At 70.6% G+C, this 24,299-nt stretch carries 25 protein-coding genes and 1 tRNA gene; 14 read left to right on the top strand and 12 right to left on the bottom strand.

Annotated features, from left to right (window positions below; translation table 11 throughout):
* Positions 1 to 120: 120 nt before the first annotated feature.
* The 5 genes from ABZ406_RS19625 (at position 121) to ABZ406_RS19645 (ending at position 5,989) form a co-directional block, all read left to right on the top strand.
* Complete coding sequence (locus ABZ406_RS19625; RefSeq protein WP_357763403.1) at positions 121 to 615, top strand: CAP family protein; 495 nt, start codon at positions 121 to 123, stop codon at positions 613 to 615.
* Positions 616 to 1,323: 708 nt separating this feature from the next.
* On the top strand, positions 1,324 to 4,335 hold the full coding sequence (locus ABZ406_RS19630) for a hypothetical protein (protein WP_357763406.1): 3,012 nt from the start codon (positions 1,324 to 1,326) through the stop codon (positions 4,333 to 4,335).
* A 171-nt stretch (positions 4,336 to 4,506) separates the two neighbouring features.
* Positions 4,507 to 4,995, top strand: coding sequence for a hypothetical protein (locus ABZ406_RS19635; protein WP_357763409.1), 489 nt, complete (start codon positions 4,507 to 4,509; stop codon positions 4,993 to 4,995).
* Between the two features lie 131 nt (positions 4,996 to 5,126).
* Positions 5,127 to 5,669: a hypothetical protein gene (locus ABZ406_RS19640; protein WP_357763411.1), complete on the top strand. Its 543-nt coding sequence runs from the start codon at positions 5,127 to 5,129 to the stop codon at positions 5,667 to 5,669.
* A gap of 80 nt (positions 5,670 to 5,749) precedes the next feature.
* A complete protein-coding gene (locus tag ABZ406_RS19645; protein WP_357763413.1) occupies positions 5,750 to 5,989 on the top strand; it encodes a hypothetical protein in 240 nt (79 codons plus the stop codon).
* A 315-nt stretch (positions 5,990 to 6,304) separates the two neighbouring features.
* Here the strand turns inward: ABZ406_RS19645 and ABZ406_RS19650 are convergent, their stop codons facing one another.
* Entirely contained in the window at positions 6,305 to 7,069 is a 765-nt protein-coding gene (locus tag ABZ406_RS19650; protein ID WP_357763415.1) for a hypothetical protein, read from the bottom strand.
* An 88-nt stretch (positions 7,070 to 7,157) separates the two neighbouring features.
* Positions 7,158 to 7,754, bottom strand: a complete 597-nt coding sequence (locus ABZ406_RS19655) for a TIGR02391 family protein (protein WP_357763418.1) — start codon at positions 7,752 to 7,754, stop codon at positions 7,158 to 7,160.
* A 54-nt stretch (positions 7,755 to 7,808) separates the two neighbouring features.
* Here ABZ406_RS19655 and ABZ406_RS19660 point away from each other — a divergent pair, with 54 nt between their 5' ends.
* Entirely contained in the window at positions 7,809 to 8,240 is a 432-nt protein-coding gene (locus tag ABZ406_RS19660; protein ID WP_357763421.1) for a hypothetical protein, read from the top strand.
* A gap of 215 nt (positions 8,241 to 8,455) precedes the next feature.
* Here the strand turns inward: ABZ406_RS19660 and ABZ406_RS19665 are convergent.
* Together ABZ406_RS19665 and ABZ406_RS19670 are read right to left on the bottom strand one after the other, a co-directional pair.
* A tRNA-Val gene (locus ABZ406_RS19665) sits at positions 8,456 to 8,527 on the bottom strand.
* Positions 8,528 to 8,577: 50 nt separating this feature from the next.
* Entirely contained in the window at positions 8,578 to 9,231 is a 654-nt protein-coding gene (locus ABZ406_RS19670; RefSeq protein ID WP_357763422.1) for a TIGR02611 family protein, read from the bottom strand.
* Between the two features lie 273 nt (positions 9,232 to 9,504).
* Here ABZ406_RS19670 and ABZ406_RS19675 point away from each other — a divergent pair, with 273 nt between their 5' ends.
* Entirely contained in the window at positions 9,505 to 9,936 is a 432-nt protein-coding gene (locus ABZ406_RS19675; protein ID WP_053653619.1) for an SsgA family sporulation/cell division regulator, read from the top strand.
* 114 nt (positions 9,937 to 10,050) lie between these two features.
* Here the strand turns inward: ABZ406_RS19675 and ABZ406_RS19680 are convergent, their stop codons facing one another.
* Entirely contained in the window at positions 10,051 to 10,827 is a 777-nt protein-coding gene (locus ABZ406_RS19680; protein ID WP_357763425.1) for an SDR family oxidoreductase, read from the bottom strand.
* A 203-nt stretch (positions 10,828 to 11,030) separates the two neighbouring features.
* Here ABZ406_RS19680 and ABZ406_RS19685 point away from each other — a divergent pair, with 203 nt between their 5' ends.
* Positions 11,031 to 12,023, top strand: coding sequence for an AraC family transcriptional regulator (locus ABZ406_RS19685; protein ID WP_357763428.1), 993 nt, complete (start codon positions 11,031 to 11,033; stop codon positions 12,021 to 12,023).
* Positions 12,024 to 12,030: 7 nt separating this feature from the next.
* Complete coding sequence (locus ABZ406_RS19690) at positions 12,031 to 12,486, top strand: Rrf2 family transcriptional regulator (RefSeq protein WP_030333674.1); 456 nt, start codon at positions 12,031 to 12,033, stop codon at positions 12,484 to 12,486.
* A 12-nt stretch (positions 12,487 to 12,498) separates the two neighbouring features.
* Here the strand turns inward: ABZ406_RS19690 and ABZ406_RS19695 are convergent, their stop codons facing one another.
* On the bottom strand, positions 12,499 to 12,690 hold the full coding sequence (locus ABZ406_RS19695) for a hypothetical protein (RefSeq protein ID WP_357763431.1): 192 nt from the start codon (positions 12,688 to 12,690) through the stop codon (positions 12,499 to 12,501).
* A gap of 313 nt (positions 12,691 to 13,003) precedes the next feature.
* Complete coding sequence (locus ABZ406_RS19700; protein ID WP_357763434.1) at positions 13,004 to 13,195, bottom strand: putative leader peptide; 192 nt, start codon at positions 13,193 to 13,195, stop codon at positions 13,004 to 13,006.
* Positions 13,196 to 13,330: 135 nt separating this feature from the next.
* Here ABZ406_RS19700 and ABZ406_RS19705 point away from each other — a divergent pair, with 135 nt between their 5' ends.
* Positions 13,331 to 13,510: a DUF4236 domain-containing protein gene (locus ABZ406_RS19705; protein ID WP_030333600.1), complete on the top strand. Its 180-nt coding sequence runs from the start codon at positions 13,331 to 13,333 to the stop codon at positions 13,508 to 13,510.
* Between the two features lie 190 nt (positions 13,511 to 13,700).
* Here ABZ406_RS19705 and ABZ406_RS19710 read toward each other — a convergent pair whose 3' ends face one another.
* On the bottom strand, positions 13,701 to 14,585 hold the full coding sequence (locus ABZ406_RS19710) for a hypothetical protein (protein WP_357763436.1): 885 nt from the start codon (positions 14,583 to 14,585) through the stop codon (positions 13,701 to 13,703).
* 24 nt (positions 14,586 to 14,609) lie between these two features.
* Entirely contained in the window at positions 14,610 to 15,131 is a 522-nt protein-coding gene (locus ABZ406_RS19715) for a VOC family protein (RefSeq protein ID WP_357763439.1), read from the bottom strand.
* Between the two features lie 49 nt (positions 15,132 to 15,180).
* Between ABZ406_RS19715 and ABZ406_RS19720 the strand changes: the two genes are divergently transcribed.
* Positions 15,181 to 15,642: a MarR family transcriptional regulator gene (locus ABZ406_RS19720; protein ID WP_357763817.1), complete on the top strand. Its 462-nt coding sequence runs from the start codon at positions 15,181 to 15,183 to the stop codon at positions 15,640 to 15,642.
* 57 nt (positions 15,643 to 15,699) lie between these two features.
* Positions 15,700 to 17,355: a tetratricopeptide repeat protein gene (locus tag ABZ406_RS19725; RefSeq protein ID WP_357763442.1), complete on the top strand. Its 1,656-nt coding sequence runs from the start codon at positions 15,700 to 15,702 to the stop codon at positions 17,353 to 17,355.
* A gap of 324 nt (positions 17,356 to 17,679) precedes the next feature.
* On the opposite strand, the gene ABZ406_RS19730 is transcribed toward ABZ406_RS19725, so the two are convergent.
* Both ABZ406_RS19730 and ABZ406_RS19735 read right to left on the bottom strand, forming a co-directional pair.
* A complete protein-coding gene (locus tag ABZ406_RS19730) occupies positions 17,680 to 19,083 on the bottom strand; it encodes an ATP-binding protein (RefSeq protein ID WP_357763820.1) in 1,404 nt (467 codons plus the stop codon).
* Positions 19,084 to 19,157: 74 nt separating this feature from the next.
* The gene (locus ABZ406_RS19735) at positions 19,158 to 19,814 is read right to left on the bottom strand and encodes a response regulator transcription factor (protein ID WP_357763446.1); all 657 of its coding nucleotides are present in this window, start codon (positions 19,812 to 19,814) and stop codon (positions 19,158 to 19,160) included.
* A gap of 95 nt (positions 19,815 to 19,909) precedes the next feature.
* On the opposite strand from ABZ406_RS19735, the gene ABZ406_RS19740 reads away from it, so the two are divergent.
* Positions 19,910 to 21,040, top strand: coding sequence for a hypothetical protein (locus ABZ406_RS19740; protein WP_357763449.1), 1,131 nt, complete (start codon positions 19,910 to 19,912; stop codon positions 21,038 to 21,040).
* Positions 21,041 to 21,109: 69 nt separating this feature from the next.
* Here the strand turns inward: ABZ406_RS19740 and ABZ406_RS19745 are convergent, their stop codons facing one another.
* Entirely contained in the window at positions 21,110 to 21,736 is a 627-nt protein-coding gene (locus tag ABZ406_RS19745) for an SGNH/GDSL hydrolase family protein (RefSeq protein ID WP_357763452.1), read from the bottom strand.
* Between the two features lie 146 nt (positions 21,737 to 21,882).
* Here ABZ406_RS19745 and ABZ406_RS19750 point away from each other — a divergent pair, with 146 nt between their 5' ends.
* Positions 21,883 to 24,177, top strand: a complete 2,295-nt coding sequence (locus tag ABZ406_RS19750) for an ATP-binding domain-containing protein (protein WP_357763455.1) — start codon at positions 21,883 to 21,885, stop codon at positions 24,175 to 24,177.
* Positions 24,178 to 24,299 lie beyond the last annotated feature (122 nt).

Here is a 24,299-nt window from a genome sequence, read left to right on the forward strand (position 1 = left end):
TCGGCGTACGCCGATGGAAGGCTGCCGATGGCTGCCGCACCCGCTGTGCGCAGTCCAAGCCCAAGCCGCCCGCCAAGGCGCAGATCTTCCGCGGTTCGTCTTCAGGAGAGGTGTCACATCATGCGAACTGGATTCTCGGATCGAACCAACGACGAGTTCCTGCAAGAGGTGCTGAAAAGGGTCAACGAACTGCGGAAAAAGCACGGATCGCCGGCGCTCAGCCTCGACCCGGAACTCGTGGAGTACGCCAAGTCGCGGGCGTCCTTCATGGCCGAGAAAGACAATCTCACCCACGAGGGCCTGCGCTCGGAGACCGGTGAGAACGCGTCGTGGGCGGGCGCCTCGGCCGGCCCCACGGCAGGTTCCGGGACCGCCGCAGTTGACTCCTGGTACAGCGAAATCAGCAACTACGACTTCGCCACGGGCAAGCCCATCGACTCCAAGGAAGACATCGGGCACTTCACCGCACTGGTGTGGAAGAACACCACGAAGCTGGGCGTGGGCAGGGTCGTCGGCCAGGGAACGGAATACTGGGAGACCTACATCGTGGCCAACTTCTCGCCGCCCGGGAACATGGCAGGCCAGTACGTGATGAACGTGGTGCCCGCGAGCTGACTCACCGGCCCTCACGGCGGGCGTACCGGCGGTGACCGGTGCGCCCGGCTGCCCCAAGCCGCCAGACGCACCACAGCGGCGGGCGTGCCTTCATCGTCGAGGACCCTGATGAAGCTCGGGCGAGCGCAAGCCGCCTGCATCGTCACCGCAACCATCGTCACCTGCGTGCTGGGCAGCGTCACCGCATCATCCTCAGCGACCGATCACGGTGACGCCATCGGTGTCCGGCACCATCACCGCCGCGGTGCCGGACACCGACCCGGGTGACACCGACACTCTGTCTGGCGCCTTGGCAACGACACCATCAACGTCCAGGACGGTGCAGACGACGACACCGCCAACGGCGGCTTCGGCACCGATACCTGTGCCGTCGATACCACCACCAGCTGCTGACTCTCCCCACTGGATCCGGCCCCGCGGTGGTGGAACCCGAGATGGGCGCCACCAGGCACGCCGCGAAGGCGGCTGTCACCGGCCCTGGCCGTTCGACTGCGAGCACGGTAGCGGTCGCCGCCTGCGTCGACCTCCACTGCGCCGAGCCATGAGCATTCAGGCCGGTTAGCGATCACCTGGCCCGCTCCGGCAGCCAATCTCAGAACAGGCCGCTCAGTAGGGCCCCGGCCGCGCAGGTGAACTTCCAGCGCCTGCACCCCGAACCGATTTGACGTTCTTCAGCGATAGTCCACCGCTTCGCAGGGAGGCCAACCTATGACTACTGCTACGCCGCCGAACGGCAAGGCGCCCACCGGCCCGACCCCCGCCATCCTCGACGGATCGACACCTACAGATCTCTTGCCCACTACGGGCAACTATCCAGTGGAGGTCGTCCGGTACCAGTCGGTGGTCCTGACCGACATTCCCGGCGCGAAGCCACCCCGGAAACTGACCGGCGCCATCGACCTCGGCGAGGAGAACCTGCCGTTCTACGACCGGCCCGCCGAGGGAATGATTATCACCACCGAGCAGTCCTGGTCGGTGCAGGGGGTCACGCTGGGCCGGCTGCTGCACAGCCTGGCCCTGGCCCCCGGGGAGAGCACCAGGGTCGCCGTCGTGGACTGGGAGCGGCGCACCCTCGGTGCCGGTACGGAGAAGACGGCCGAGGCCGACCTGCTGAGCAGCAAAACCGATCAGGACCGCTCGATCACCGAGGTGGCCAACACGATCGCCAGTGAGCAGCAGCACGGATACTCCATCATGCAGGAGCAGTCGAAGTCGACCAGCGGCGGCGGCGGCGCGGGGATTTCGCTGTTCGGGTTGAACATCGGCGGCTCGGGGAGCCACTCGTCGAACTCCGGCTTCGCCACCAACGTCGCACGGACCACCGGAGTGCGCACGGCCGCCGGGCAGACCGCTCAGCAGATCAGCGCGCGTACCCAGCAGGTCGCCACGGCAGCCCGCAGCCGGCACATGACGGTGGTGCGGGAGACCTCGCAGAAGGAGCGGGAACAGGTGACCACCCGGGTGGTGACCAACTACAACCACATGCACGCGCTGTCGGTGCAGTACTACGAGGTCGTGCAGGTCTACCAGGTGTCGACCCAGCCGGTGCTGGCGGAGCGCTGCCTGTTCATCCCGCTGCAGGAGTTGTCGTTCACCTACAACAACCTGCAGCGCTACAAGGAGATGCTGGCCAAGGTCGCACCGCCGGAGTGGGCCAAGCGGATCCGCGAGGCCAACCCGCTGGACACCACCGTGCGCAAGGCCGACGGCTGCACCGCCGCCGAGGCCCCGGCCCTCCAAGCGTTCGAGGGGGTCGACCTGCTCGACATCGGAGGGTCGAGCATGGGGGTCTACGGCGTCCGCAGACTTGACGGCGCGCCGTTGCGCTTCGACCCGGCGGCCCGGCAGTGGCAGCCGATGTCCACCGCCGGACTGCCCGCGGGCGGTCTGAAACGGATCGCGCCGGGCAAGAACACCGTGTGGGCGATCAGGCCGGACAACGCCATCGTCATTTTCGACGGCACGACATGGCGAAACGACCCGGCCGGCGGGATCGCGTTAGCCATCGCCAGCGGCAGTGACGGCACCACCTACCACGTGGGCCTGACCAACGGCTCCGTCTACCAGCGAGCCGGCGATGGGTGGACGCTGGTCCCCATCGAGGCCGACGACATCGCCGTCGTCAACAGTGAGCGGATGTGGTACAGCAAGCAGGGCCGGACCTGGGAACGGACCGGGACAACGTCGACCGAGCGGACTCCCGCTCCGGGCATAGTGCGGATGACCGCGGGACCCGACGGCACCATCTGGGGAGTCACCAAGGACAACAAGCTCATGATGGTCGAGGTCGGCGCGACGGCCTGGACACCTGGCAAGATCGGCACCGTGTCCCTCGGCTCGGTGCCGTTCGGGAAGGTCGTCGCGGCGGCCGGCGGCGAGTTCTGGGTCATGACCGACAAAGGCGCGTTACTGCGCGCGCTGACTACGCCCCGCGAAGCACTGGTCCCCTTCGACGACGCACCGCCACCGGAGTCGGGCTGGCCGTCCAAGATCGAGGTGTGGTGGGACGACGCCGGTATCCGCAGCATCCGGCTGGTCATCCCCGGCCACACGTTCCGCTGCGGTGACACCAGCGGCTCGGGTGTCCAGCAGCGCGGCGCCTACGAGTTCAAAGCCGGCGAGAAGCTGCTGTCGGTCGACTACTGGACCGGGACCGCCGCTCGCGGCAGCCTCGCCGGGCTGCGCCTGACCATGCAGTCCGGCATGGTCAGCTTCGGCCCGGCCGGGGGCATCGACACGCCGGACCAGACCGACGACGCCGGCGGCGCGGCCCTGTGCGGCCTGTTCGGGTCGACCGTCAAGGCCGGCAGCCGCACCTACATCGCCGGTCTCGGGGTGTACCTGCGCGGCGGGAAGGTCCCGCAAGCGGTCCTGGATCACCTCAACGACAACCGCCGCTACTACAGCCAAGCCGTCTGGGCCAATGCCGACGAACTGACCCTCAGCCGCGTCCTGGCCAACTACTCCTACACGCCGCCGGGCAGCAAGGCGGACCCGGTACCACTGGGGGTTCTGCTGGATCCGAAACCGATCGCGGCGACCGGTAACTACCTCGGCTTCCGCTGGAACTTCACCAGCGAAACCGAGCGCCTGGACTGGCTCAAGGCACGCTCGGACGACAGCACAACACTCGGCAAAACCGTCACCGCGAAGGTCGGCATCGCCACCAACGGCGTCTTCGCCGAAGCCGTCCTCGGCCGTGCCAACGCCGCCGAGAAGATCGACCTGACCCGCTTCTGGAACTGGAAGGAATCCCCGATCCCGATCCTGCCCACCGACATCGCCCCGGTCGCCACCGGCACCCGTAGCCAGGACGTCGACGTCAAGGTCAGCCAGCTCGCCGCAAGCGAAGCACGATTCCAGCAACTGCAGGCCGTACCCGACCCGACCGGTATGGAAGCGGCGATGCGGGCGCTGGCGAACGCGAACCTGTTCCGCGACATGAGCGGCTTCGCCCAGATGAGCGAAATGCTCGGCAAGGGCATCACAGCGGCCGCCGGCAACGACCAAGCGGCGGCCCAACGGGCGAACGAGGCGATGAAGACCGCCGCCGAACATCAGCAGAAAATGGGCGCCCTCGCGGTCGAGGCGATGTCGAAGGTCATCCCCGGTGGACAGGTCACCGGCAGCCTTACCGGACTCGGCGGCATGCTCAACCAAGGCAAGAACGGCGCCAGCGATAGCGCGGCGGCAGCGACCGAACCCGCCGCAAAACCGTAGCCGCAGCCTCGTCGCTGTTCACGACGTCCCATCGACACGCCACCAGCTGCTAACCCTCACGACCGCGCAGCCCTGTGCCGGGGTCCGTCCGGGCCGGACGGGCCCCGGCCTTCGAGCAAGGAGGTAACCGTGCGAGCCCAACGAACATTCGCACTGACTGTTCTATTCACCGTGACGGCCGTGCTGACCGGCACGGTGCCTTCATACGCCGCTGTCGTGGACGGCACCTGCGTGGCCGGCATCAGCATGGGCTTCAGCCCCGCGGTGACGCAGCCGCTCACGCCGGCCCCGCTGACCACGATCACCGGCGCCGGCACCATCACCACGTGCGTGTTTCCCGACGGGGGTGCCACCACCGGCACCCTCACCTACACGGTGCAGGGCAATCTGACCTCTACGTCGGCGCAGAACCTCACCGGTGTCCTCGACATCGCCTGGGCTGATGCGAGCACCAGTCACGGCACCGTCACCGGGCTGAGCAACCTCGGCAGCCTCGGCGGCGCCGCCGGGCTCACCGCCACCATCACCGCTGGACGGTTCACCGGCGACGAAGTGCAGATCGCCAACCTGCGCGACCCGCTCGCCCTGCTCAACTGCCTGACCACCGGGCTTTCCCAGTCGTCGGGCACCAGCGCCCTCGTCTTCACCGACCTCGCCTGATTCCTCGCCGCCGAGCCGGCGACCCGCAACCCGTGTACCGCACACCATGGAACTCGGACCCCGGACGGCGTGGCGTCCGGGTCCGCACCGCCACGCTTCGATCACGCTGATGACGTTGAGGAGTACAGCCGATGGATCCGGTCAGCCCACTGCGCAGCCGTAAGCTCGCCGCCCGCTTCGCCCAGCACGACGTGGACGGTGACGGCTTCCTGCAGCACAGCGACTACCAGACACTCGCCGCGACGCTCAGCGACCGGTTAGCGGCCGACGAGGCGACCAGGGCGATGATCGTTGACGGCTTCACCGATCAGTGGCAGCAGTTGTGCGCGTACGCCGGCGTCGACCGCGACGGCCGGCTGAGTCTGGCGCAGTACACCGCGGCGATGGGTGCGGGCATCGCCGGTGACGCCGTCAGCCTGGATCAGGCGGTGCTGCGCACGTCCCGGGCAGTGCTGCGCGCGGCCGACTCCGACAGCGACGGCTACTTGGACCTGTCGGAATATCAGCGGATCGCGCAGCTGCTCGGCGTCGACGGCGCCGCCGACAGCTTCGGACTGCTCGACACCGACGGCGACGGTCGGCTCAGCAACGCCGAAATTGCCGACGCGATCCGCGACTTCTACACCAGCGACGACCTCACCACGCCCGGCAACATACTGTTCGGCCGGTTCTGAGTTGAGGACGAGCCCGAGCGCGCCGAGCTGGTCCTCTTGGCCGGCGCGGAAGGGCTGCATGATGTCGCCGCGGTGCCCCAGTGCTGCACCCCTGGCCGGAGCCGCTGCCCGCATCCTGGTCCGGTCAGCTGGAGCGGCCAGAGCCGCTGCGGTACGTGCAGGTGGAGCCGAACGTGGTCGTGGAGATTGAAGCTGACGTGGCGTTCGAGCACCAGCGGTGGCGCCACCGCGTCCGCTACGTTCGGGCTCTGCCCGGGGTGTCGGTGTATGACGTGCCGCTGCTACTCGGCGAGGAGGAGGGCTACTTCGGCGAGCCGTGAGCGGCCGTGATGACGGCCCTCCCAGAGGTTGCAACCGCCGCCCGCTGCGCGAATTGGACGGTTGCCGAAAGGGTTACGGACGGAACCGGTGTAGATGCACGCTTCAATCGTGATCGACCGAAAGACGCTCTGAACCGCGACGCGGTCGGTGAGGTGGACGACGTACGCCATAGACGGTTCGGCCGCGCCAGCACGAGATGTTGCGCCGGTCTGCTGTTCGCGGTGGTGTCAGTGGACGGCGTCGTGCTCGGCGGGGCCGTCGAGGTCGGGGAAGCGCAGTGGGTGAGGGCTTCCCAGTCGAGGTGGGTGATGACGTCAGAGCAGGGTGTCGGGGCGAGCGAACAGCCCTGCACCGTGCCCGTCGACATCTCGGTGACGTTTGCAGCGGCCACCGCCGGTGGCGATGGTGCAGCGTCTGCCCTTGCGATTGATGGCTCCGCACTGCACCGCCGGGTCGTGAACGTGGCACAGTCCGGACGGTCGAGGGTCGATCATGCAGGGCTCGCCCTTGGTGGTGACAGCTGAGCAGTGTGCGCTCGGCCGCGCCGGACCTGCCGGCTGCAGGGCAACCGAAGCCTCAACTGGTGGCATCGGTGGCATCTGTGGCGTCATGGGCGTCCGGCGCGTGTTCTCGGCGGCAGCCCGGGAGTAGAGCAGCCGCCCGGCGATCCTCCGGCGGGTGGTGGGTACCCGGACTACTCCAATCGGGTCGGGCACGATCCAGGTCTTCGCATCGTTCCAGCGCACCCAGACCGGGATCGCGCCGGCGTCGGCCTCGCACAACAGCTTCCGGCTTGACCACTGCTTGTCGGTACGGTCGATCTCGATAGCGATCGGCGGCCCGTCGAGCCGTTGACACACGACATCCAGGTAGCCGGGTCGGTCAGGGTGTGGTCCGGGTAGACCAGCGATGCTGGGCACCTCGCGGCGGACCGGCCATCCGTGCTCCACGCCCCAGTCCACGACCTGACGGGTCAGCTCGGCGGTGACCCGGGCGGCGGACCAGTCGGTGAAATCCAGTGGTGCCAGGTAGCGCTGCAGCGACGCTGCCGCCCGCCGTGACCGCTCTATCACGTCCACACTGGAACGATAGTGCCTGGGATGACTCCGGACGCGCTCCATCTGGCACTCGGGCGATGGGAAGTGTCAGCCGTGGAGGTCCGCGCCTTCACCAGCGACAAGATCCTCGGCAATCTTGCGCAGCAGCCTGAGAAGTAGGTCGGCCAGGAGGACGGTCTCGGCGGCTTCGGTGGGGTCGGAGTAGTACGCGGCGATGGCTCGATGGGTTCTTGAACACCCCGATGGCGCCTTTGAAGAGCTCCATCTGGGCCACCGACTCGCCTGGGTCAAGGTCATCGCGCCAGAGCGGGCCGGCTTGGTCGCTGGGGTTCTTCGGCGGGCGGAACGCTTCCTGCATCAGCTTGGTCCCCACCAGGCTGTCGGAGAGCCCGGCGCGGCGACGGACCTGGACCTCGACCTCCTTCATCGCCGTGAACGCCGTCGTCTCGTAGTCGCCGCGCAGGAACTGGGGCCGGGCGGTGAACTCCAGTTCATAAACGAGGTCGACGTCGAGCCGCTCGACCGCCCGAAGCCAGTGGGCACCGTGACGTAGGAACTCACGACCTCGCCGGGTGGTGGTGAACGCCTCGGCGGCGGTCTGGTCAACGGTCCAGGCCATCAGGCACTTGGCCTGCAGCCAGCCCCATGCCTCCGACAGGAGCTGAACCGTCTCCGCCGACCTGTCTCCCGGCAGCGCGGATCTCAATCTGCTCCTAGCCGCACTGAAGGCACTTCAGGAGATGCCGGCATCCGGCGAGACGTGTTCACCCCGGCAGCCCGGCTCGGGTTCGCGCACCCGGCGATGGACGGCGGGACACTTATCCATTCGGAACTCAATCCGGCGAACCTGATCGTGACACCACTCGGCCTTCGCATCGTGGACTGGGCGTGGGCAACGAAGGCCGCCGCATGGGTCGAACTCGCGTTGCTCGTCCCATGGCTGATCGGCAGCGGCCACAGCGCCGAACAGGCAGAAGAGTGGATAGCGCAGCTTCCCGCATGGACTGCGACTGACCGTCAGGTCTTGGACGACTTCGCGTCAAAGAACGCGACGAAGTGGGCGGCCAAGTCCCGGCAGAAAACCGAGCGCTGGGTACGCGACCTCGCAATGTGGACCGGCGAGTGGGCGGATCACCGGACCGACGGCCATCAGCCAGCCTGCGAGTCACAGCGCGGGAGCACCCCCTCGTGATGTGGGCGCCGGTAGCGGTAGGACCAGCGTCTCAACTAGCCAGCAGTCCCCACTCGGGGCCGCAAATCAGGTCACGCAGCCGGGCGGGTCCATGCCGGTCCAAACCCAGAGCCAGCCGCGCTGCTCCCAATCTGCTCCCAATGTAAGCCGCACACACGGCGAAGCCCATTACCGACTATTGCGGTAACGGGCTTCTGACCTGCACAAACTGAGAGTGGGCGATGCTGGTATCGAACCAGCGACCTCTTCGGTGTGAACGAAGCGCTCTCCCACTGAGCTAATCGCCCTCAGCGCCACTGACTCTACCCGATCGTGGAACCGGACCGGAAATCCGGGGTCAGTGCGCTTCGAGGTAGTCCATGGCCTCGGCCACCACGTCGATGCCGAGGCTGTACTTGAGGGACAGCCAGACCACCGTGGCCACGAAGACCAGGCCGACGGAGCCGAGCACGATTCGCACGAGCAGCGATTGTTTCGTCACCCAGCGTGTCCATCCGTGGACGTGTCGGCGGGTGAAGCCGAGCAGCCGTCGCGCCCAGTGGTATTCGACGGCCCAGATGCCCAGGCCGGCGATGACCAGCAGCCAGCCCGGCCCGGGAAGCGGGATGAGGGCGATGCCGATGGTCACCACGATCGCGCCGGCGATCGCGATGAAGATCTTGAGTGCGATCCGCCCGGTGGGGTTGGCGCGGATGAGGTCGAGGGTCAGGGAGATCCGTTCACGCCAGCGAGGGCGGCGCGGCGGGTCCTGCACGGCGGTGCCACCGCCACGTCCGACGGTGGCGTCGTCACTGCCACCAGCACCGGCGCCGCCGTGCCGGCCGGCACCCGCGCGGTCGCCACCGGACCGACCGGCGTCGGACGCCGGCCGACCGGCCCGTTCGGGCTGCTCCATCGGCACTCCGTACCCCCGCTTTTCGGCTGTCCGGACCGCGACTTTCGGCGGGCCTGGCGCCGCCGCCGGATCCACTGAGGATTGCTTCGTCACCATTTCACCCCCCAGTGTCGCCCGGGCCCGTCACTGCAACGGCCGACTGGACGTTACCGGAGTAAGTCGACGACTGAGCCACCCGATACCGGGCGGGATCACACACTGGGCAGAACCGGAAATTCTACATGAATGCTTTCATTCACGCGGTTTTTCCGTCCCCCTTCCCACCACTGGGTGAAGTCAGCGTATGGCGGAGCGTAGCCAGAGGTAGCACCTGAGTATGGGAAAAGCGGGACACGCGCGTTCCGCAGCGGTGCCGGGGGGAGAACGTCCATGAGTGTCATCCGACCGACGACCGTAGAGGTCGAGACGTCGCTAAGGCTCGTCGCACCTGACGCCACCGCCTTGCCGGTGCGTGCCAGTCTGCGTTACGACCCTGCTGACCCGTATGCGGTCCATGTCCTGTTCCATGCCGAATCGGCAGGGGGCGAGGCGGTGAGTTGGTCGTTCGCTCGCGAACTTCTGGTCACCGGCCTGGACGAACCGGCAGGCATCGGGGATGTGCGGGTCTGGCCCTGGGCCACACCGCGCGGTGACTTCGTCGCGCTGGCCCTCTCGTCACCGGACGGCAACGCCCTCTTCGAGGTGCCGCGCAGCGTCCTGGTGCGTTTCCTTCGACGGACCTACGTCGTCGTCCCGCGCGGCCGTGAGGCCGAGCACCTGGACGTCGACACGGCGGTGACCCGGCTGCTCGCCGGTCGCTGACCGCCCGAACGGGCAACACCGGCCACACCGGGGCCGCGCGGATCTGCCGAGTCCGCGCGGCCCCGGCACACCTCCAGGGGGTACGCGGGCAGCCCGTCCCGGGTCGGCCGGTGCTCAGCCGTGCGTGGTGATGCCGCCGTCGACCGGAATGACCGCTCCGGTGAGGTAGGCGCCGGCACGCGACGAGAGGTAGATGGCGGTGCCGGCCATGTCCTCGGGGCGTCCGATGCGGCCCAGCGGCACCTGCTGCTCGATGGCGGTCCGGCTCGCGGGGTCTTCCAGCGCGAACGCCATCATCTTGCTCTCGAACGGGCCGGGCGCTATCGCGTTGACGGTGATCTGCTCACCGGCGAGTTGGTGGGCGAGGCTGCGGGTGAGCATGTGCACCGCGGCCTTGGTGGCCGAGTACGCGTACACCTCCATCATCGGCACCCGGATGCCGTCGATCGACCCGATGTTGATCACGCGGGCCGGGTCGTCGGCGCTGGCGGCGGCGCGCAGCGCCGGCAGCAGCGCGGTGGTGAGCCGGAAGACGGCCTTGACGTTCACCGCCCAGAGCTTGTCGAACGCGGCTCCGGGGTACTCCTCCAGCGGTGCGCCCCAGGTCGCGCCGGCGTTGTTGACAAGCACGTCGAGGCGGTCGACGCGCTCGCGTACGGCGGCGGCGAGCGTCTCGGCGCCGGTGTCGTCGCTGAGGTCGGCGGGGATGGCCTCGCATCGGCCCTCGGCGGAGAGGGTCGTGGCGACCGCCTCGCAGACGTCCGCCTTGCGGGACGAGATGATCACGTGTGCGCCGGCCCGGACGAAGCCCTGGGCGATCATCAGCCCGATCCCCCGCGACCCGCCGGTGACCAGGACCGTCTTACCTTCGACCGAGAACAGTTGCGTCATGCCCATCCCATCGCGAGTCGGCGGGGGCCGTCGGGGCGGTCGGTTGGCCGGCGGATGCCGGGTGGACCGCGGACGGACGGCACTACCGCCGGGTAACGTAGCCCGGCCGCCGGGACCGGGACAAGCCCGTGGCACGCCACGGATTCCGCCGCGAACGTCGATCGGGATGCGGTGACCTGCGGTTCGGGCTACCGTCGCAGGCGATGGTCACCACCGATCCCTCCCCCGCGCCACCGATCGGAACGGCGTCACCCGTCACCGACGAGATAGCCACGTTCGCGCTGGCCGACCTTGCCGGTGCCCCGGGCTGGCGACGGCCGGTGATCGTCGAGCGCGATCTGTTGATTCTGACCACGCGTGGGCACGGCGACGCGGAACTCGACTTCCATCTGCTGCCCTGCCGGCCGGGCACGCTCCTGCGGGTCCGCCCCGGCCAGGCGCTGCGCTGCGCCGGCCGACAGTTCGACGCCACAGTGGTCGCCTGGGAGCCTGAGGCGCTGCGCGGCTTCGACGTCGACCTGGCCACGACCGCCACCTGGCGGCAGTTGGCCGGCGAGGACGAGGACGCGGTGATCAGCGAGGTGAGCCAGTTGGCGGTGGACTGCCGGCGGCACCCCGACGGCCCCGCCGCCCGGGCCCTGCTCCGGCACCAACTGGCAGTGCTGCTGCTGCGGCTGGCCGTGGCGCACGTCGACCGGTCGCCGGCCCGACCCGAGGACGAGACGTTCCACAGGTTCCGCCGGGAGGTGGAGCACAGCCACCCGCACACCCGGCGGGTGGAGGACTATGCCGCCGAGCTCGGCTGCTCGGTGCGGACCCTGACCCGCGCCTGCCTGGCCATCACCGGTCGCAGCGCCAAACAGGTCATCGACGAGCGCGTCGCCTTGCAGGCCAGCCGGTTACTCGCCGCGACCGACCAGCCGATCGCCCAGATCGGCAGGCATCTCGGCTTCTCCGAGCCCACCAACTTCGGCCGCTTCTTCACCCGGGAGGTCGGGGTCAGCCCCGGCACGTTCCGGGCCGCCCGGGAGCAACCGGCGGCCAGCCGGGTGGTGCGGCCCCGACCGCCGGTCGAGTCGGCGGGCGCCAACGGCGGCCGGTTCCGCCCCGGCACCCCCGGCGAACCAGCGGACGGCGGGCACGCCACGAGGTCCGGGCCGCCCGCCGGAGGTCCGGGCGGCACCGGCCGGGCATGATGGCACTGTGCAGATCTCCGCGCGCGGCGACTACGCGGTACGGGCGGCGCTGAGCCTCGCCACCGCGTACCCCTCGCTGCTGTCCACCCAGGCCATCGCCGCGGAGCAGGACATGCCCCGCAAGTTCCTGGAGGCGGTCCTGGCGGATCTGCGCCGGGCCGGCATCGTCCGCGCCCAACGCGGCGCCGAGGGCGGCTACACCCTGGCCCGCCCGCCACGCGAGGTGACAGTCGGCGCGGTTCTGCGCGCCGTCGAGGGCCCGCTCGCCGGGGTACGCGGACTGCGCCCCGAGGAGACCCGGTACGAGGGCTCGGCGGAGAACCTGCCCGGCCTGTGGGTGGCGGTGCGCGCCGCCGTGCGGCGGGTCGTCGACGAGGTGAGCCTCGCCGAGATCGTCAGTGGTCGACTGCCCGCGCACGTCCGCAAGCTCACCGCGCTGCCCGACGCGTGGGAGCCCCGCTGACCCGGGGTCGGCTCACCGCGTCCACACCACCTCCTCGGTGCTGAGCCGGGGCAGCCGCGGCTCCCAGGCGTCCGGGCCGGGGCGGCCCAGGTTGAGCAGCAGCAACGCCTCGTGCCGACCGTCGGGGAAGAACTCGCCTGTCACCCCGGCCGCGTCGAACCCGGCCATCGGCCCGGCGGCCAGCCCGGCGGCGCGGACGCCCACCAGCAGGTAGCCGATCTGGAGGGTCGCGCTGAACCGGGCCTGCTCGGCGCGGGACGGACTGTCGCTCAGCCAGTCGCGGGCCTGCGGCCGGTGCGGGTACAGCTCGCGGCGGTGGCGGCGAGCACGACAAGGGCGGCAACGGCGGCGAGGGTACGCGGAAGGGCACGACGGGGTGGGGACATGAGGAGTCTCCTGATCTGTCCACCATGGGAGCGGGGACGCCCGGATGAGGGCGTGCTGGCACGCTGCTCCGCGTTGAGCGGGCGGGCGATGGGAGTGCGGCGCTGGAGCCGAGCCGGATGGACCGGTCAGCTCAACAGAGCGCGCTCGCGTGCCGGACCAGGTCGACGTGCACACGAGCGGTGAGGAGAAGCTCGTCCCGCTGCGACACGACCCCATGCTGCCGGGGATCGGAACGAGCGGTCAACGACCTTCCAGAAGATGAGACTTCTATCGCTGGCGATGTTAGGAACCACTCGGAGCAGCGCTTACCTTGCCGCAACACCTATCTGGTGGATAGAGATTCCGGTGCACGGATGGGGCACCGTCCAGGACGGACAGCGAGAGGGTTTCAAAAGTTGCTGGTTCGGGAATGTTCGATCTCGACACGGCAGGGAACGGTGACGAGGGGAGACCTCCGATGGGCCTCATGTTTCGTAAGCGCAAGAAGTACGGTCCGATCATCCTGAACTTCACCGAGAACGGCTTCTCCTCGTGGAGCATCAAGATCGGTCGCTGGTCCTGGAACTCCAAGGCTCGCGCGCACCGGGTCGACCTGCCGGGTCCGCTGTCCTGGAAGCAGGACAAGTCCCGGTCGTAACCATCCCGGGAGTCGAGCGGGGTGCCGGTGATTCACCGGCACCCCGCTCGGCGTCTGCACCCCAACCCCCAAGCCCGTCCCACCCCGCCCCCCACCCTCGCGATCTTGCAGTTTCTGTTGTCGATTCGCGAGGTGTGCCCCTTGTGTCGCCGCAGCAAGTGCAAGATCGCGAGGGCTGGGCGCGGAGGACCTAGCGGGTTGCGGTGATGGTTTCGTCGCCGGCCAGGCGGCCGGACTCACGCTCGCGGCGCAGGACGCCGGCGTCGAGCAGGTCGGTGAGGGCGAGGTTGGCGTCGGCGGCACGGTAGACGGTCGCGGTGAGGGTGTGCCGGCGCAGCTCGGTGACCTGCCGCGGCCCGCCCGCCCGCAACTCGGCCAGCAGTTCACGGGCCAGCGGTTCGAGGTCGGGATCACCCGCCACGTCCACTGTCGTGCCGGTCGGGTCCAACGGGTCGCGGTAGCTCAGGCCGAGGTCCGCGCCGATTGCCCAGAGCGCGTCACGGACCGCCTCCAGACTCCGGTCGGAGCGGCTGCCGAACGCGACCACACCGGCGGCCTCGCCGCCGGGCAGCACCGGTCCCACCTCGGCGACCAGGGGAAAGCCGGCGGAGACGAGCACGTCTCGGGAGCTGTCGGCGGTGTGCAGCAGCAGCTCTCCGGCCCGGCCGTTCGTCGCGGCGGTGAGCAGTTTCGGCGTCACCGCGCCGGGCAGGTGCACGAACGAGAACAGCGGCGCGCCGGCGGCCCCGGCGGCCTTCACCGCGACCGGTAACCGGTAGGCGTCTCCGGGCAGCAGGTGCACGGTGACCTCGGCGGGCAGCTCAGCCTCGATCGGGCCGAGTCGGGCCGGCAGATCGGCGTCGGCGTCGGCCAGCACCAGGACCGTCACCTGCCGGCCGCGCACCTGGTCGCCGTGCGTGGCGACCAGGCGCAGCGTGGCCTCCGCGCTGCCCGCGTCGACGCCCGCGAGGGCGACGGTGGCCCGCCGGGAGCGGTGCAGGGCTGCGGGCAGCCAGGTCGTCAACTGGCGGACCAGCAGCTCGCGGAGGAATTCGGTGATCCGGTCGGTCGGCATCGGTCCGTTCTACCGTACGGGCGGTCAGGCCGGGACGGAGATCCCCACCCCGCCCCGGGTCTGCCCGCCGTAGCGCTGCCGCTCGGCGTCCAGGTCGAGCCGACCGATCTGCTTGCGGGCGGCAAGCGCGGTGTCGTCGAGCAGGTCGGCTGGGATCAGCCAGACCACCTCGAACTCCAGCCCGTCCGGGTCCTTGCCGTAGAGGCTCTTTGTCGTGCCGTGGTCGGAGGTGCCGGCCAGGGCGCCGGCCGCGGCCAGCCGCTCGGCGGTGGCGGCCAGCTCGTCGAGCGTGTCCACCTCCCAGGCGAGGTGGTAGAGGCCGACGGTGGACCGGCCGGCGGTGGACCGCCCGGCGCTCGTACCGATCTCGAAGAGACCGAGGTCGTGGTCGTTCGTGGAGTCGGGGGCCTGGAGGAACGTGGCGCCCCGGAAGCCGTCCGGGGTCATCGCCACCGGGCGGAAGCCCAGCACGTCGCTGTAGAACGCGACGCTGCGGGCGAGGTCACTGACGTAGAGGACCGCGTGGTTGAGCCGGTGGATACCCATGACCCGAGACTATCGCGGTTTAGTTGAACATTCAACCATCGGTTGTATGATGGCGGTCATGACCCGCTGGCTTGACCCTGACGAGCAACGCACCTGGCGCGCGTACCTCGCCGTCTCCCGGGTGCTGATGGACACTCTCGACCGCGAGCTGCAACGCGAGGCGGGCATGCCGCACGCGTACTACGAGATCCTCGTTCAGCTCTCCGAGGCACCGGGTCGTCAACTGCGCATGAGCCAGCTGGCCCAGGCGGCGGGGTCCTCCCGCAGCCGGCTCTCGCACGCCGTGGCCCGCCTGGAGGCCGCCGGCTGGGTGCGCCGCGAGGACTGCCCCACCGACCGGCGCGGGCAGATCGCGCAACTCACCGACGAGGGTTTCGCGACCCTCGAGGCCGCCGCACCGGGCCACGTCGAGGGGGTACGCCGGCACTTGTTCGACGCGTTGAGCCCGGCCCAGGTCGACCAGTTGCGCCGAATCAGCGAGACCCTGGCCGACCACCTGACCAGATCCTGACCAATCGACACCGGCGCGGGTCTTGTACTTACCGTCGTCGGATGAGCACGATGGGGCGTGTCTTCCGGCTTCGGTGAACTGACTGATCAGGCGCACCACCTCGTGTCCTCCGGCGATCTTGCCGGCGCACAGCAACTGCTGTCCGACGCGCTCACCGACGCCGACCCCCGCCCGGCCAATGCCACCCCCGAGCTGGCCGAGGCTGCCAGCCTCCAGGCGCGGGTGCTGATCGCCCTCGGTGAGCCGCACTCGGCCCGAGGGTGGGCCGCCTTCGCGTACGCGGCCACCACCCGCCTGCACGGCCGCGCCGACCCGCGCACGGTGGCCGCCGCGGCGACTCTGGCCGCGGTGCTGCACCGGGTCGGCAGCCACTCCCGGGCGGCGCGGCTCTACCAGGAAGTCATCATCGAGTTGACGGCGCAGGACGGCCCGGAGTCGCTGCGGGTGCTCGCCGCGCACGCCGACCTGGCGACCGTCGAGTACGCGCGCGGTCAGTGCACGGTGGCCCGCGACCGCCTCCAGGACGCCTGGGAGCTGCACCGCGAGGTGTACGGCGACGGGCACCCCAGCGGCATCAAGATGCTGGCGCGGCTCGGGGGGATGCAGCGCGACTGCGGGCAGTTCGCCGAGGCACACGACAACCTGGCGCTCGCCCGTGAGCTGTGCCGGCAGCACCTGCCCGCCGACGACCCGCTGGCCGCCCAGGTGGCAGCCCTGGCCCGGGCGGCGGCGAATCCCAACCACGCCTGCTCGGACGATCCGCCCACGGCCCGGGACACGCCTGTCGTCCCGGCCGCCCGCGTCCCACCGCCCGACGACGGGCCAGCGGAATCCGGCTACCACCCGCCGGCCGCCGCGACCCACCAGGGCGGGGCGGTGCCGAACCCCCGGCTGCCCTCCGACGAAACGGTCGGATCGACCGGCGGCAGATGGTCGACCGAACCGGTGGACGAGCCCTCGCCGTACCCCACCGACCCTCCGGTGCCCCCGTCGGTGGTCGGGCTGGCCGGCGGCACCGAGGAGCAGCCCGGGGTGTACCGGCTGCACCGTCCGGCCACCCCCACCGACCCGTACGCGTCCCCCGGCCCGTATGCGTCACCCGACCCGCACTCGCCGTCGAACCCGTACCCACCGTCCGACCCGTACTCGCAGGCGGAGCCGTACGGGCCGGTCGAGCCGTACACGCCGTCGCGGTTGTTGCCGGTGCCCGTGCACCGCGCGCCGCCGGAGCAGCGCAACCGGCTGGTGCCGGTGCTGGTGGCGGGCGTGGTCGTGGTGCTCCTCGGCGCGGCAGCGGTGATCGCCGGGGTGGCCCGGGTGGACGGCGACGACGAGCCGACCCCGCCGCCGGCCAGCGCCTCCTCCACCGCCGGCGCGTCGGCCAGCACCGCGCCCGCCCCGAACGGCGCCGCACCCACGTCGGCCGCTGCCGCGGCGCCGCCCGGCACCCCACCCAGCGCGGTGACCCTGCGGGACACGCGGGACAGCATCGCGCTGAAGTGGACCTACCCGGCCGGCAGCGAGGGCCCGGTGGTCATCGCTGGCGGCCGCACCGGCCAGACCCACAACATCTTCGCGACGCTGCCCGCCGGCACCACCAGCTACGTCATCTACGCGCTCAACCGCACCAACGACTTCTGCTTCACCATCGCTGTCGCCTGGTCCACCGACACCGTGGCCCGTTCCAAGCAGGTCTGCACGAGCCGCCGCTGACTTGCCCGCCCCGGCCCCGCCCGCGACTGCCCAGCCGGTCGCGCCCAGCCCGCCACCGCCCATACCCACTGCCGGCACCGGCCGCCCGTCACGCCCGCCGGGGGGCACCCCGACCTCACTCAGCGTGACCGCACCCGTCCACGAAGCAGCCGTGACCGTCGGTGACATCCGACGTGCCTAACCGCGCTACTGCCCGGCCTTTGCTCTGCATACCTATCTGCACCACCTCAACTGAGCAGGTAAAACGTCAGGATCGCCGCTTCGGCACGCGCCGAAGAGCATCACGTCGCGTAGCTGTCGCATCCGCGGGTGCAGAGCAAAGGCTCACTGGTGGATGAGTGGGGGCCGGTCGGCGTCACGGGCTGTCGACAAGTGGGCGTCGCCGGCGGGCACCGCTGGCAGCAGCAGGCACACGCGTAGTCCCCGCTGCTCCGGAGCGTCGGTCAGGGTGATGCTGCCGCCCGCCCGTCGGACCAACTCCCGGACGATGGCGAGCCCCAGGCCGGCGCCCCCGTCGTCGCGGGCCCGCCCGTCATCCAGCCGGGTGAACCGGTCGAAGACCCGCTCCCGGTCCGCCACCGGGACGCCCGGGCCGTCGTCGGTCACCGTCACCAGGTGGTACGCCCCCACGCCAGACCCGGCCGCCGTCGACGTCGCCTCGGCCGCGAGCACGACATCGCCCCGCGCGTGCCGTACCGCGTTGTCGACCAGGTTGGCCAGCACCCGACGCAGCTCGTCGACGGTGCCGATCGTCCAGAGCGGCCCCGCCGGAGGCGTCACCCGCACCGGCGGCGACGGGTAGCGGGCGGCAACCTCGGCCAACAGGGCGCCCAGCTCCACCGGGCCGGTCCCCCGGGTGGGCGGGGTCTCGTCCAGGCGGGCCAGCAGCAGGAGATCGTCGACCAGGCGACTCAGCCGGTCGGTGTCGGCGAGCAGGTTGGCGGTCACCGCCGTCCAGTCGGTCTGGTCGGCGAGGCGCTGGGCCACCTCCAGCTCGGTCCTGATGTTCGCCAACGGGCTGCGCAGCTCGTGTGCGGCGTCGGAGACGAAGGCCCGCTGCCGGACCCGGGCGGATTCCAGCCGGCCCAGCATGCCGTTGAGGGTGACCGCCAGGCGGTGGATCTCGTCGGCCGACGCCGGCACCGGCAGCCGGCCGGTGCCGGCCCTCCCGGTGATCTCCTCCGCGCCTCGACGCAACGCCTCGACCGGCCGCAGGGTCGCACCCACCACCCGCCAGGCCACCGCGGCCAGCACCGCCACCAGCAGCGGGAACGCCACCAGCAGGATGGTGCGGACCACATGGGTGCTGTGCCGTACGTCGGCCATCGAGCGGGCGACCAGAACGGTGAGCGGGTCGGCAGCGGTGCCGGCGGGTACGGCGACCACCCGGACCGGGCCGTTGAGCCCGACCCGCTCGGCCGGAACCTCCAACCGCTGCCGGCCGTCGCGGTGCAGCCGCTCCGGGCGGACCATCGGCACCAGACGGTCGGCGTCGATCGAGGCCGCCCGGATCCGGCCCTGCCCGTCGACGACCTGCACGCGGACCTGCCCGCCGGCCACCGGCAGCGGGTCGGGCAGCGCGTCCTCGGCGGCGAGCAGCGCGACAGCGTCGGCGGTGCGGAACGCTTCGGTGTCGACGGTGCGCTGAAGCACGAACCCGAGCGCGCCGAGCAGCACCACCCCGCCCAGGGCCAATCCGATGGTGAGGCCGACCACACCGATCGCCAGGAGCCGCCCGCGCAGCCCGAGGACCGGCATCCGGCCGAGCCCGACCCGACCGGTGGGTGCCGGGCCGCCGGTGGTCACGTCGCCAACCGGTAGCCGGCGCCCCGGACCGTCTCCAGCCGGTCCCGGCCGAGCTTGCGGCGCAGGTAGCCGACGTACACCTCGACGGCGTTCGGCGCGGTCTCGAGGCTCGCGTCCCAGACGTGGTCCAACAACTCGATCTTGGAGATCACCTGGCCCGGTCGGCGCATCAGGTAGTCGAGCAACGCGAACTCCCGCGCGGTCAGCACCACCTCGGCGTCCGCCCGGGTGACCCGACGGCGCGCCGGGTCCAACCGCAGGTCACCGACCGCCAGCACGGCCGGACGCTCCGGTGCTCCCCGACGCAGCAACGCCCGCAGTCGGGCCAGCAGCACCACGTACGAGAAGGGTTTGGTCAGGTAGTCGTCGGCACCGCAGTCGAGGCCGTCGGCCTGGTCGTACTCGCCGTCCTTCGCGGAGAGCATGAGCACCGGCAGCCAGTACTGCTCGGCGCGAAGCCGCCGGACCAGCTCGTAGCCGGACAGGCCGGGCAGCATCACGTCGAGGATCATGGCGTCGTACCCGCCGTGCCGGGCCGCGTCGAGGCCGGCCGGGCCGGTCGCCGCCACGTCCACAGCGAACCCCTCCGCCTGGAGACCGCGTTGCAGGGCGGCTGCCAGCCGGACCTCGTCCTCCACCACAAGCACGCGCACAGCTCAAGGGTGCCACCCGGGTCAATCGGCGCGGTTCGGTGTCCTCAGCGCGTTCACAGCACCGAGGGGGCAGGATGGCCGCAGGAGGTGCCACCATGTCCGTCCTGAGAAGCCGTCCCGTCCTTCGTTGGCTGGTCCCGGCCACCGCGGCCGTCGCCGTCATCGGCGGGGGCGCGGCGATCGGCACGTTCGCCGCCGAGGCGGAGCCGAGCCTGCCGCCCCGAACCGCCGCCCAACTGCTGGTCGACCTGCAGACGTCCCGGCTGGAAGGGCTGTCGGGGACCGTTGTGCAACGCGCCGATCTCGGCCTGCCGTCCCTCGCCGGGCTGGTACCCGGCAACGAGCTGACCACCCTGCTGACCGGCACCCACACCCTTCGGGTCTGGTACTCCGGCCCGGACCAGCAGCGGGTCGCGCTGATGGACACCCTGGGTGAGCAGGACATCATCCGCAACGGCCGGGAGCTGTGGACCTGGCAGAGCCGCAGCAACACCGCCACCCACCGCACGCTTGGCGGCGACGCCGGAGCCTGGAAGCCCGCCCCCGACCCGGCGGCGAGCCTGCCGGCCACCCCGCAGCAGGCCGCCGACCTGGCGTTGGGCGCGATCGACCCGACCACCGAGGTGAGCGTCGGCCGGTCGGCGACGGTCGCCGGGCAGGACGCGTACGAGTTGGTGCTCCAGCCGCGCGACGGCGACTCGCTGGTGAGTCAACTGCGGATCGCCATCGACGCGAAGCAGCACGTGCCGCTGCGCTTCGAGGTGCTCGCGAAGGGCAGTGACCGGCCGGCGTTCGAGGTGGCCTTCACCCAGGTCGACTACCGCCGCCCGGACGCCGACCAGTTCACCTTCAACCCGCCACCCGGCGTGACCGTCACCGAGGAGAAGGCCGAGCGGCCGGCCGCCGGTAAGCCCGGCCACGCCGCGCCGACGGGTGACCCGCAGGCACGCGCGGTGGGCTCTGGCTGGACGACGGTGCTTGTCGGCCGCCTCGAAGGCGCCGACGTCGGCGGGAAGACCCCCGCGAAGCCCTCGGCGACCCCGGGTGGCTCCGGGCCGGACGTCGACGTGTCGAAGCTGCTCGGCGCACTGCCGGCGGTCAGCGGCGACTGGGGCAGCGGCCGGCTGCTCACCAGCAAGCTGTTCAGCGTGCTGCTCACCGACGACGGCCGGGTGCTCGCCGGAGCCGTCACGCCGGAGCGGCTCTACCAGGCCGCACGCGGCTGATAACTCCGCGGTGATCGCGCCGGGTCGACCTGACGGTCGGCCCGGCGCGTCGCTGTGGTCAGGAAGAGGTCAGGAGACGCCGAGGGCGCTGAGGTACGCGTCGGCGAGGACCGCGTGGCCCGGCAGGTACGGGTGAACCCGGTCGTCGGCCCAGCGCGTCGCCGGACTCACCGCGAGCACCCTGTCGAACGCCGCCTGGTTGGCCACGTGCACCGCGTCGAACTCGGTGGCCAACCTCGCCACGACCGCCGCGTACCGGTCGGTGTCGGCGCGTTGCGGGTCGCTGCGGTCCGCCTCGATGAGAAACGGGTCGCCGAGGATCAGCCGGCAACCGGTCGCGGCAACGGCCCGACGCAACAGGTCGCGAAGGCCGCGCTCGTACTCCTCGATGCCGACTGCCTCATGCTGCCGGTCACCGTAGTGCCGCCAGATGTCGTTGATGCCGATGAGCACCGCCAACCAGTCGGGGCGTTCGGCGATGGCGTCGTCGTCCCACCGTGCGGCCAGGTCCCGTACCGTGTCGCCGCCCACACCCCGGTTGACCCAATCCAGCTCCAACTCCGGGTGCCGCGCGTCGACCAGGGCGCGCACGAGGCTCACATATCCGCTGCCGTAGGGCGCGGCGACGTCGCGTCGACCACAATCGGTGATGCTGTCCCCGATGAAGACCACCCGTTGCCCGGTCCGCAGGATCATCCGCCGCTACCTCGCGATCACCGGCGCACCGAACCGCCCGGCTTGGTGAGCACCGGCGGAACGCGCTATCTTCAACAGTTCGAAGGCACAAAAAAGAACGGCTAAAAGCCGTTCCTGCAAAGGATTCTAATCTTTAGGGAGACGGCTTGTCAAGGCACTCCGGCGGTTCCGGCGAATTGCCGCTCGACGACGAGATCGGTCGCGAGCAGGAGTACGTCTCGATGCTCTACGGCCGGCTGGACGAGTTGCGGGAGCAGGCCGCTCACCGGCTGACCGCCGAGCTGCACAACACCGGCGGCACCCTGCAGGACCGCTCGCAGCGCGACAGCTCGGTGGCGATGTACGCCGATCAGGTCGAACAGTTCTCCGCTGTGGAGAACGGCCTCTGCTTCGGTCGTCTCGACGGCGACGACGACTCCCGCCGCTACATCGGCCGGATCGGCATCTTCGACACCACTGGTGACTACGACCCGCTGCTCATGGACTGGCGGGCCCCCGCCGCGCGCCCCTTCTACCTCGCCACCGCCGCGAACCCGCAGGGCGTACGCCGTCGCCGGCACCTGCGCAGCAGGCAACGCAAGGTGACCGGGCTCAACGACGAGGTGCTCGACATCGACACCGCCTCCCCCGGCGCCCACGAGGACCTGACCGGTGAGGCGTCACTGCTCGCCGCGCTCAACGCGGGCCGTACGGGCCGGATGCGCGACATCGTCGAGACCATCCAGGCCGAGCAGGACGAGGTCATCCGGGCGGAACTCCCTGGCGTGATGGTGGTCCAGGGCGGCCCGGGAACCGGCAAGACCGCTGTCGCGTTGCACCGGGCGGCCTACCTGCTCTACACGCACCGTCGGGAACTCTCCAGCCGCGGCGTGCTGCTGGTCGGCCCGAACGCGACCTTCCTGCGCTACATCTCCCAGGTGCTGCCGACGCTCGCCGAGACCGGCGTGCTGCTGCGTACCCAGGGTGATCTCTTTCCCGGGGTGAGCGCCCAGCGGACCGAGCCGGCCGAGACCGCGGCGCTCAAGGGCCGCGCGGTGCTGGCCGAGGTGCTGGCGTTGGCCGTGCGGGACCGGCAGTGGGTGCCGGACGAGCCGCTGGAGATCGAGGTCGAGCGGGAGACGCTCACCCTCGACGCGGAGATCGTGCGCGCAGCCCGGGACCGGGTCCGCCGCGCCGACCGACCGCACAACCTGACCCGTGCGCTGTTCGACGTGGAGATCGTCCACGCGCTCGCCGATCAGGTGGCCGAGCGGATCGGTGCCGACCCGCTCGGCGGGGACAACCTCCTCGACGAGGCGGACCGGGCCGAGATCCGCCGCGAGTTGCGCGAGGAGTCCGAGATCCAGGCGGCCCTCGACCAGCTGTGGCCGGTGCTCACCCCGCAGCAGTTCCTCGCCGACCTGTACGCCGACCCGGACCGGATCGCCGCCGCCACGCCGATGCTCACCGACGACGAGCGGGCACTGCTGCGGCGCGAGCCCGGCGGCTGGACGCCTGCCGACGTCCCGCTGCTCGACGAGGCCGCCGAACTGCTCGGCGAGGACGAACGTGCCGCCGCCGCCCGGCGGGACCGCATCCGGATGATGGAACGCGAGTACGCCGAGGGCGTGCTCGAGATCGCGCGGGGTTCCCGCTCGATCGACGTCGAGGACGAGGCCGAGGGTGGTGAGATCCTCGGCGTCACCGACCTGATCGACGCGGATCGGCTGCTGGAACGGCAGGAGGAGGCCGACCGGCTGACCACCGCCCAGCGGGCCGCCGCCGACCGCACCTGGGCGTTCGGCCACGTCATCGTGGACGAGGCGCAGGAACTCTCGCCGATGGCCTGGCGGCTGCTGATGCGCCGCTGCCCGAGCCGGTCGATGACGATCGTCGGTGATGTGGCCCAGACCGGGGCGCTCAGCGGCACGCCGTCCTGGGCGGACGCCCTCGCCCCGTATGTGGAGCAGCGGTGGCGGCTCACCGAACTGACTGTCAGCTACCGCACTCCCGCCGAGATCATGGCGGTCGCCGCCGACGTCCTGGCCGAGATCGACCCGGCGCTGCGGCCGCCGCGTTCGGTGCGGGAGAGCGGCGTACCGCCGTGGGACCGGACCGTCCCCGACGGGCGGTTGGCGGCGGAGCTGGTCGCCGAGGCCACCCGGGAGGCGGCCTTGTTGACCGAGGGCCGACTCGGGGTGCTCGTGCCGGCCGGCCGGGCGGGCGAGTTGGGCGCGGCTATCACCGCCGCCCTGCCGGAGGCCGCCGTCGGCGAGCATCCCGAGCTGGAGAGCCGGGTGGTGGTGCTGACCGTCGCGCAGGCCAAGGGGCTGGAGTTCGACTCGGTGCTCGTGGTCGACCCGGACCGCATGGTCGCCGAGTCCCCTCGCGGACGCAGCGATCTGTACGTAGCCCTGACCCGAGCCACCCAACGCCTAGGAGTCCTCCGCCCCAAAACCTAACCCCTACCCCACCCCACCCCCACCCCACCCCCACCCCACCTTGCGGGGTCGATCATGAGGTTGACGTGGCTGTTGGAGATCACACTCCACGTCAACCTCATGATCACGCTGCCGAAAGGGGG

This window comes from Micromonospora sp. NPDC005710, from assembly GCF_040630995.1.
Classification (GTDB): domain Bacteria; phylum Actinomycetota; class Actinomycetes; order Mycobacteriales; family Micromonosporaceae; genus Micromonospora.

What these genes read in the sequence shown, in the direction of transcription:
- ABZ406_RS19680 (WP_357763425.1), bottom strand. Translation starts at nt 10,827, where the DNA reads ATGACGCAACTGTTCTCGGTCGAAGGTAAGACGGTCCTGGTCACCGGC.
- ABZ406_RS19630 (WP_357763406.1), top strand. Translation starts at nt 1,324, where the DNA reads ATGACTACTGCTACGCCGCCGAACGGCAAGGCGCCCACCGGCCCGACC.
- ABZ406_RS19705 (WP_030333600.1), top strand. Translation starts at nt 13,331, where the DNA reads ATGGGCCTCATGTTTCGTAAGCGCAAGAAGTACGGTCCGATCATCCTG.
- ABZ406_RS19670 (WP_357763422.1), bottom strand. Translation starts at nt 9,231, where the DNA reads ATGGTGACGAAGCAATCCTCAGTGGATCCGGCGGCGGCGCCAGGCCCG.
- ABZ406_RS19745 (WP_357763452.1), bottom strand. Translation starts at nt 21,736, where the DNA reads ATGATCCTGCGGACCGGGCAACGGGTGGTCTTCATCGGGGACAGCATC.
- ABZ406_RS19640 (WP_357763411.1), top strand. Translation starts at nt 5,127, where the DNA reads ATGGATCCGGTCAGCCCACTGCGCAGCCGTAAGCTCGCCGCCCGCTTC.
- ABZ406_RS19715 (WP_357763439.1), bottom strand. Translation starts at nt 15,131, where the DNA reads ATGGGTATCCACCGGCTCAACCACGCGGTCCTCTACGTCAGTGACCTC.
- ABZ406_RS19740 (WP_357763449.1), top strand. Translation starts at nt 19,910, where the DNA reads ATGTCCGTCCTGAGAAGCCGTCCCGTCCTTCGTTGGCTGGTCCCGGCC.
- ABZ406_RS19625 (WP_357763403.1), top strand. Translation starts at nt 121, where the DNA reads ATGCGAACTGGATTCTCGGATCGAACCAACGACGAGTTCCTGCAAGAG.
- ABZ406_RS19685 (WP_357763428.1), top strand. Translation starts at nt 11,031, where the DNA reads ATGGTCACCACCGATCCCTCCCCCGCGCCACCGATCGGAACGGCGTCA.
- ABZ406_RS19675 (WP_053653619.1), top strand. Translation starts at nt 9,505, where the DNA reads ATGAGTGTCATCCGACCGACGACCGTAGAGGTCGAGACGTCGCTAAGG.
- ABZ406_RS19720 (WP_357763817.1), top strand. Translation starts at nt 15,181, where the DNA reads ATGGCGGTCATGACCCGCTGGCTTGACCCTGACGAGCAACGCACCTGG.
- ABZ406_RS19710 (WP_357763436.1), bottom strand. Translation starts at nt 14,585, where the DNA reads ATGCCGACCGACCGGATCACCGAATTCCTCCGCGAGCTGCTGGTCCGC.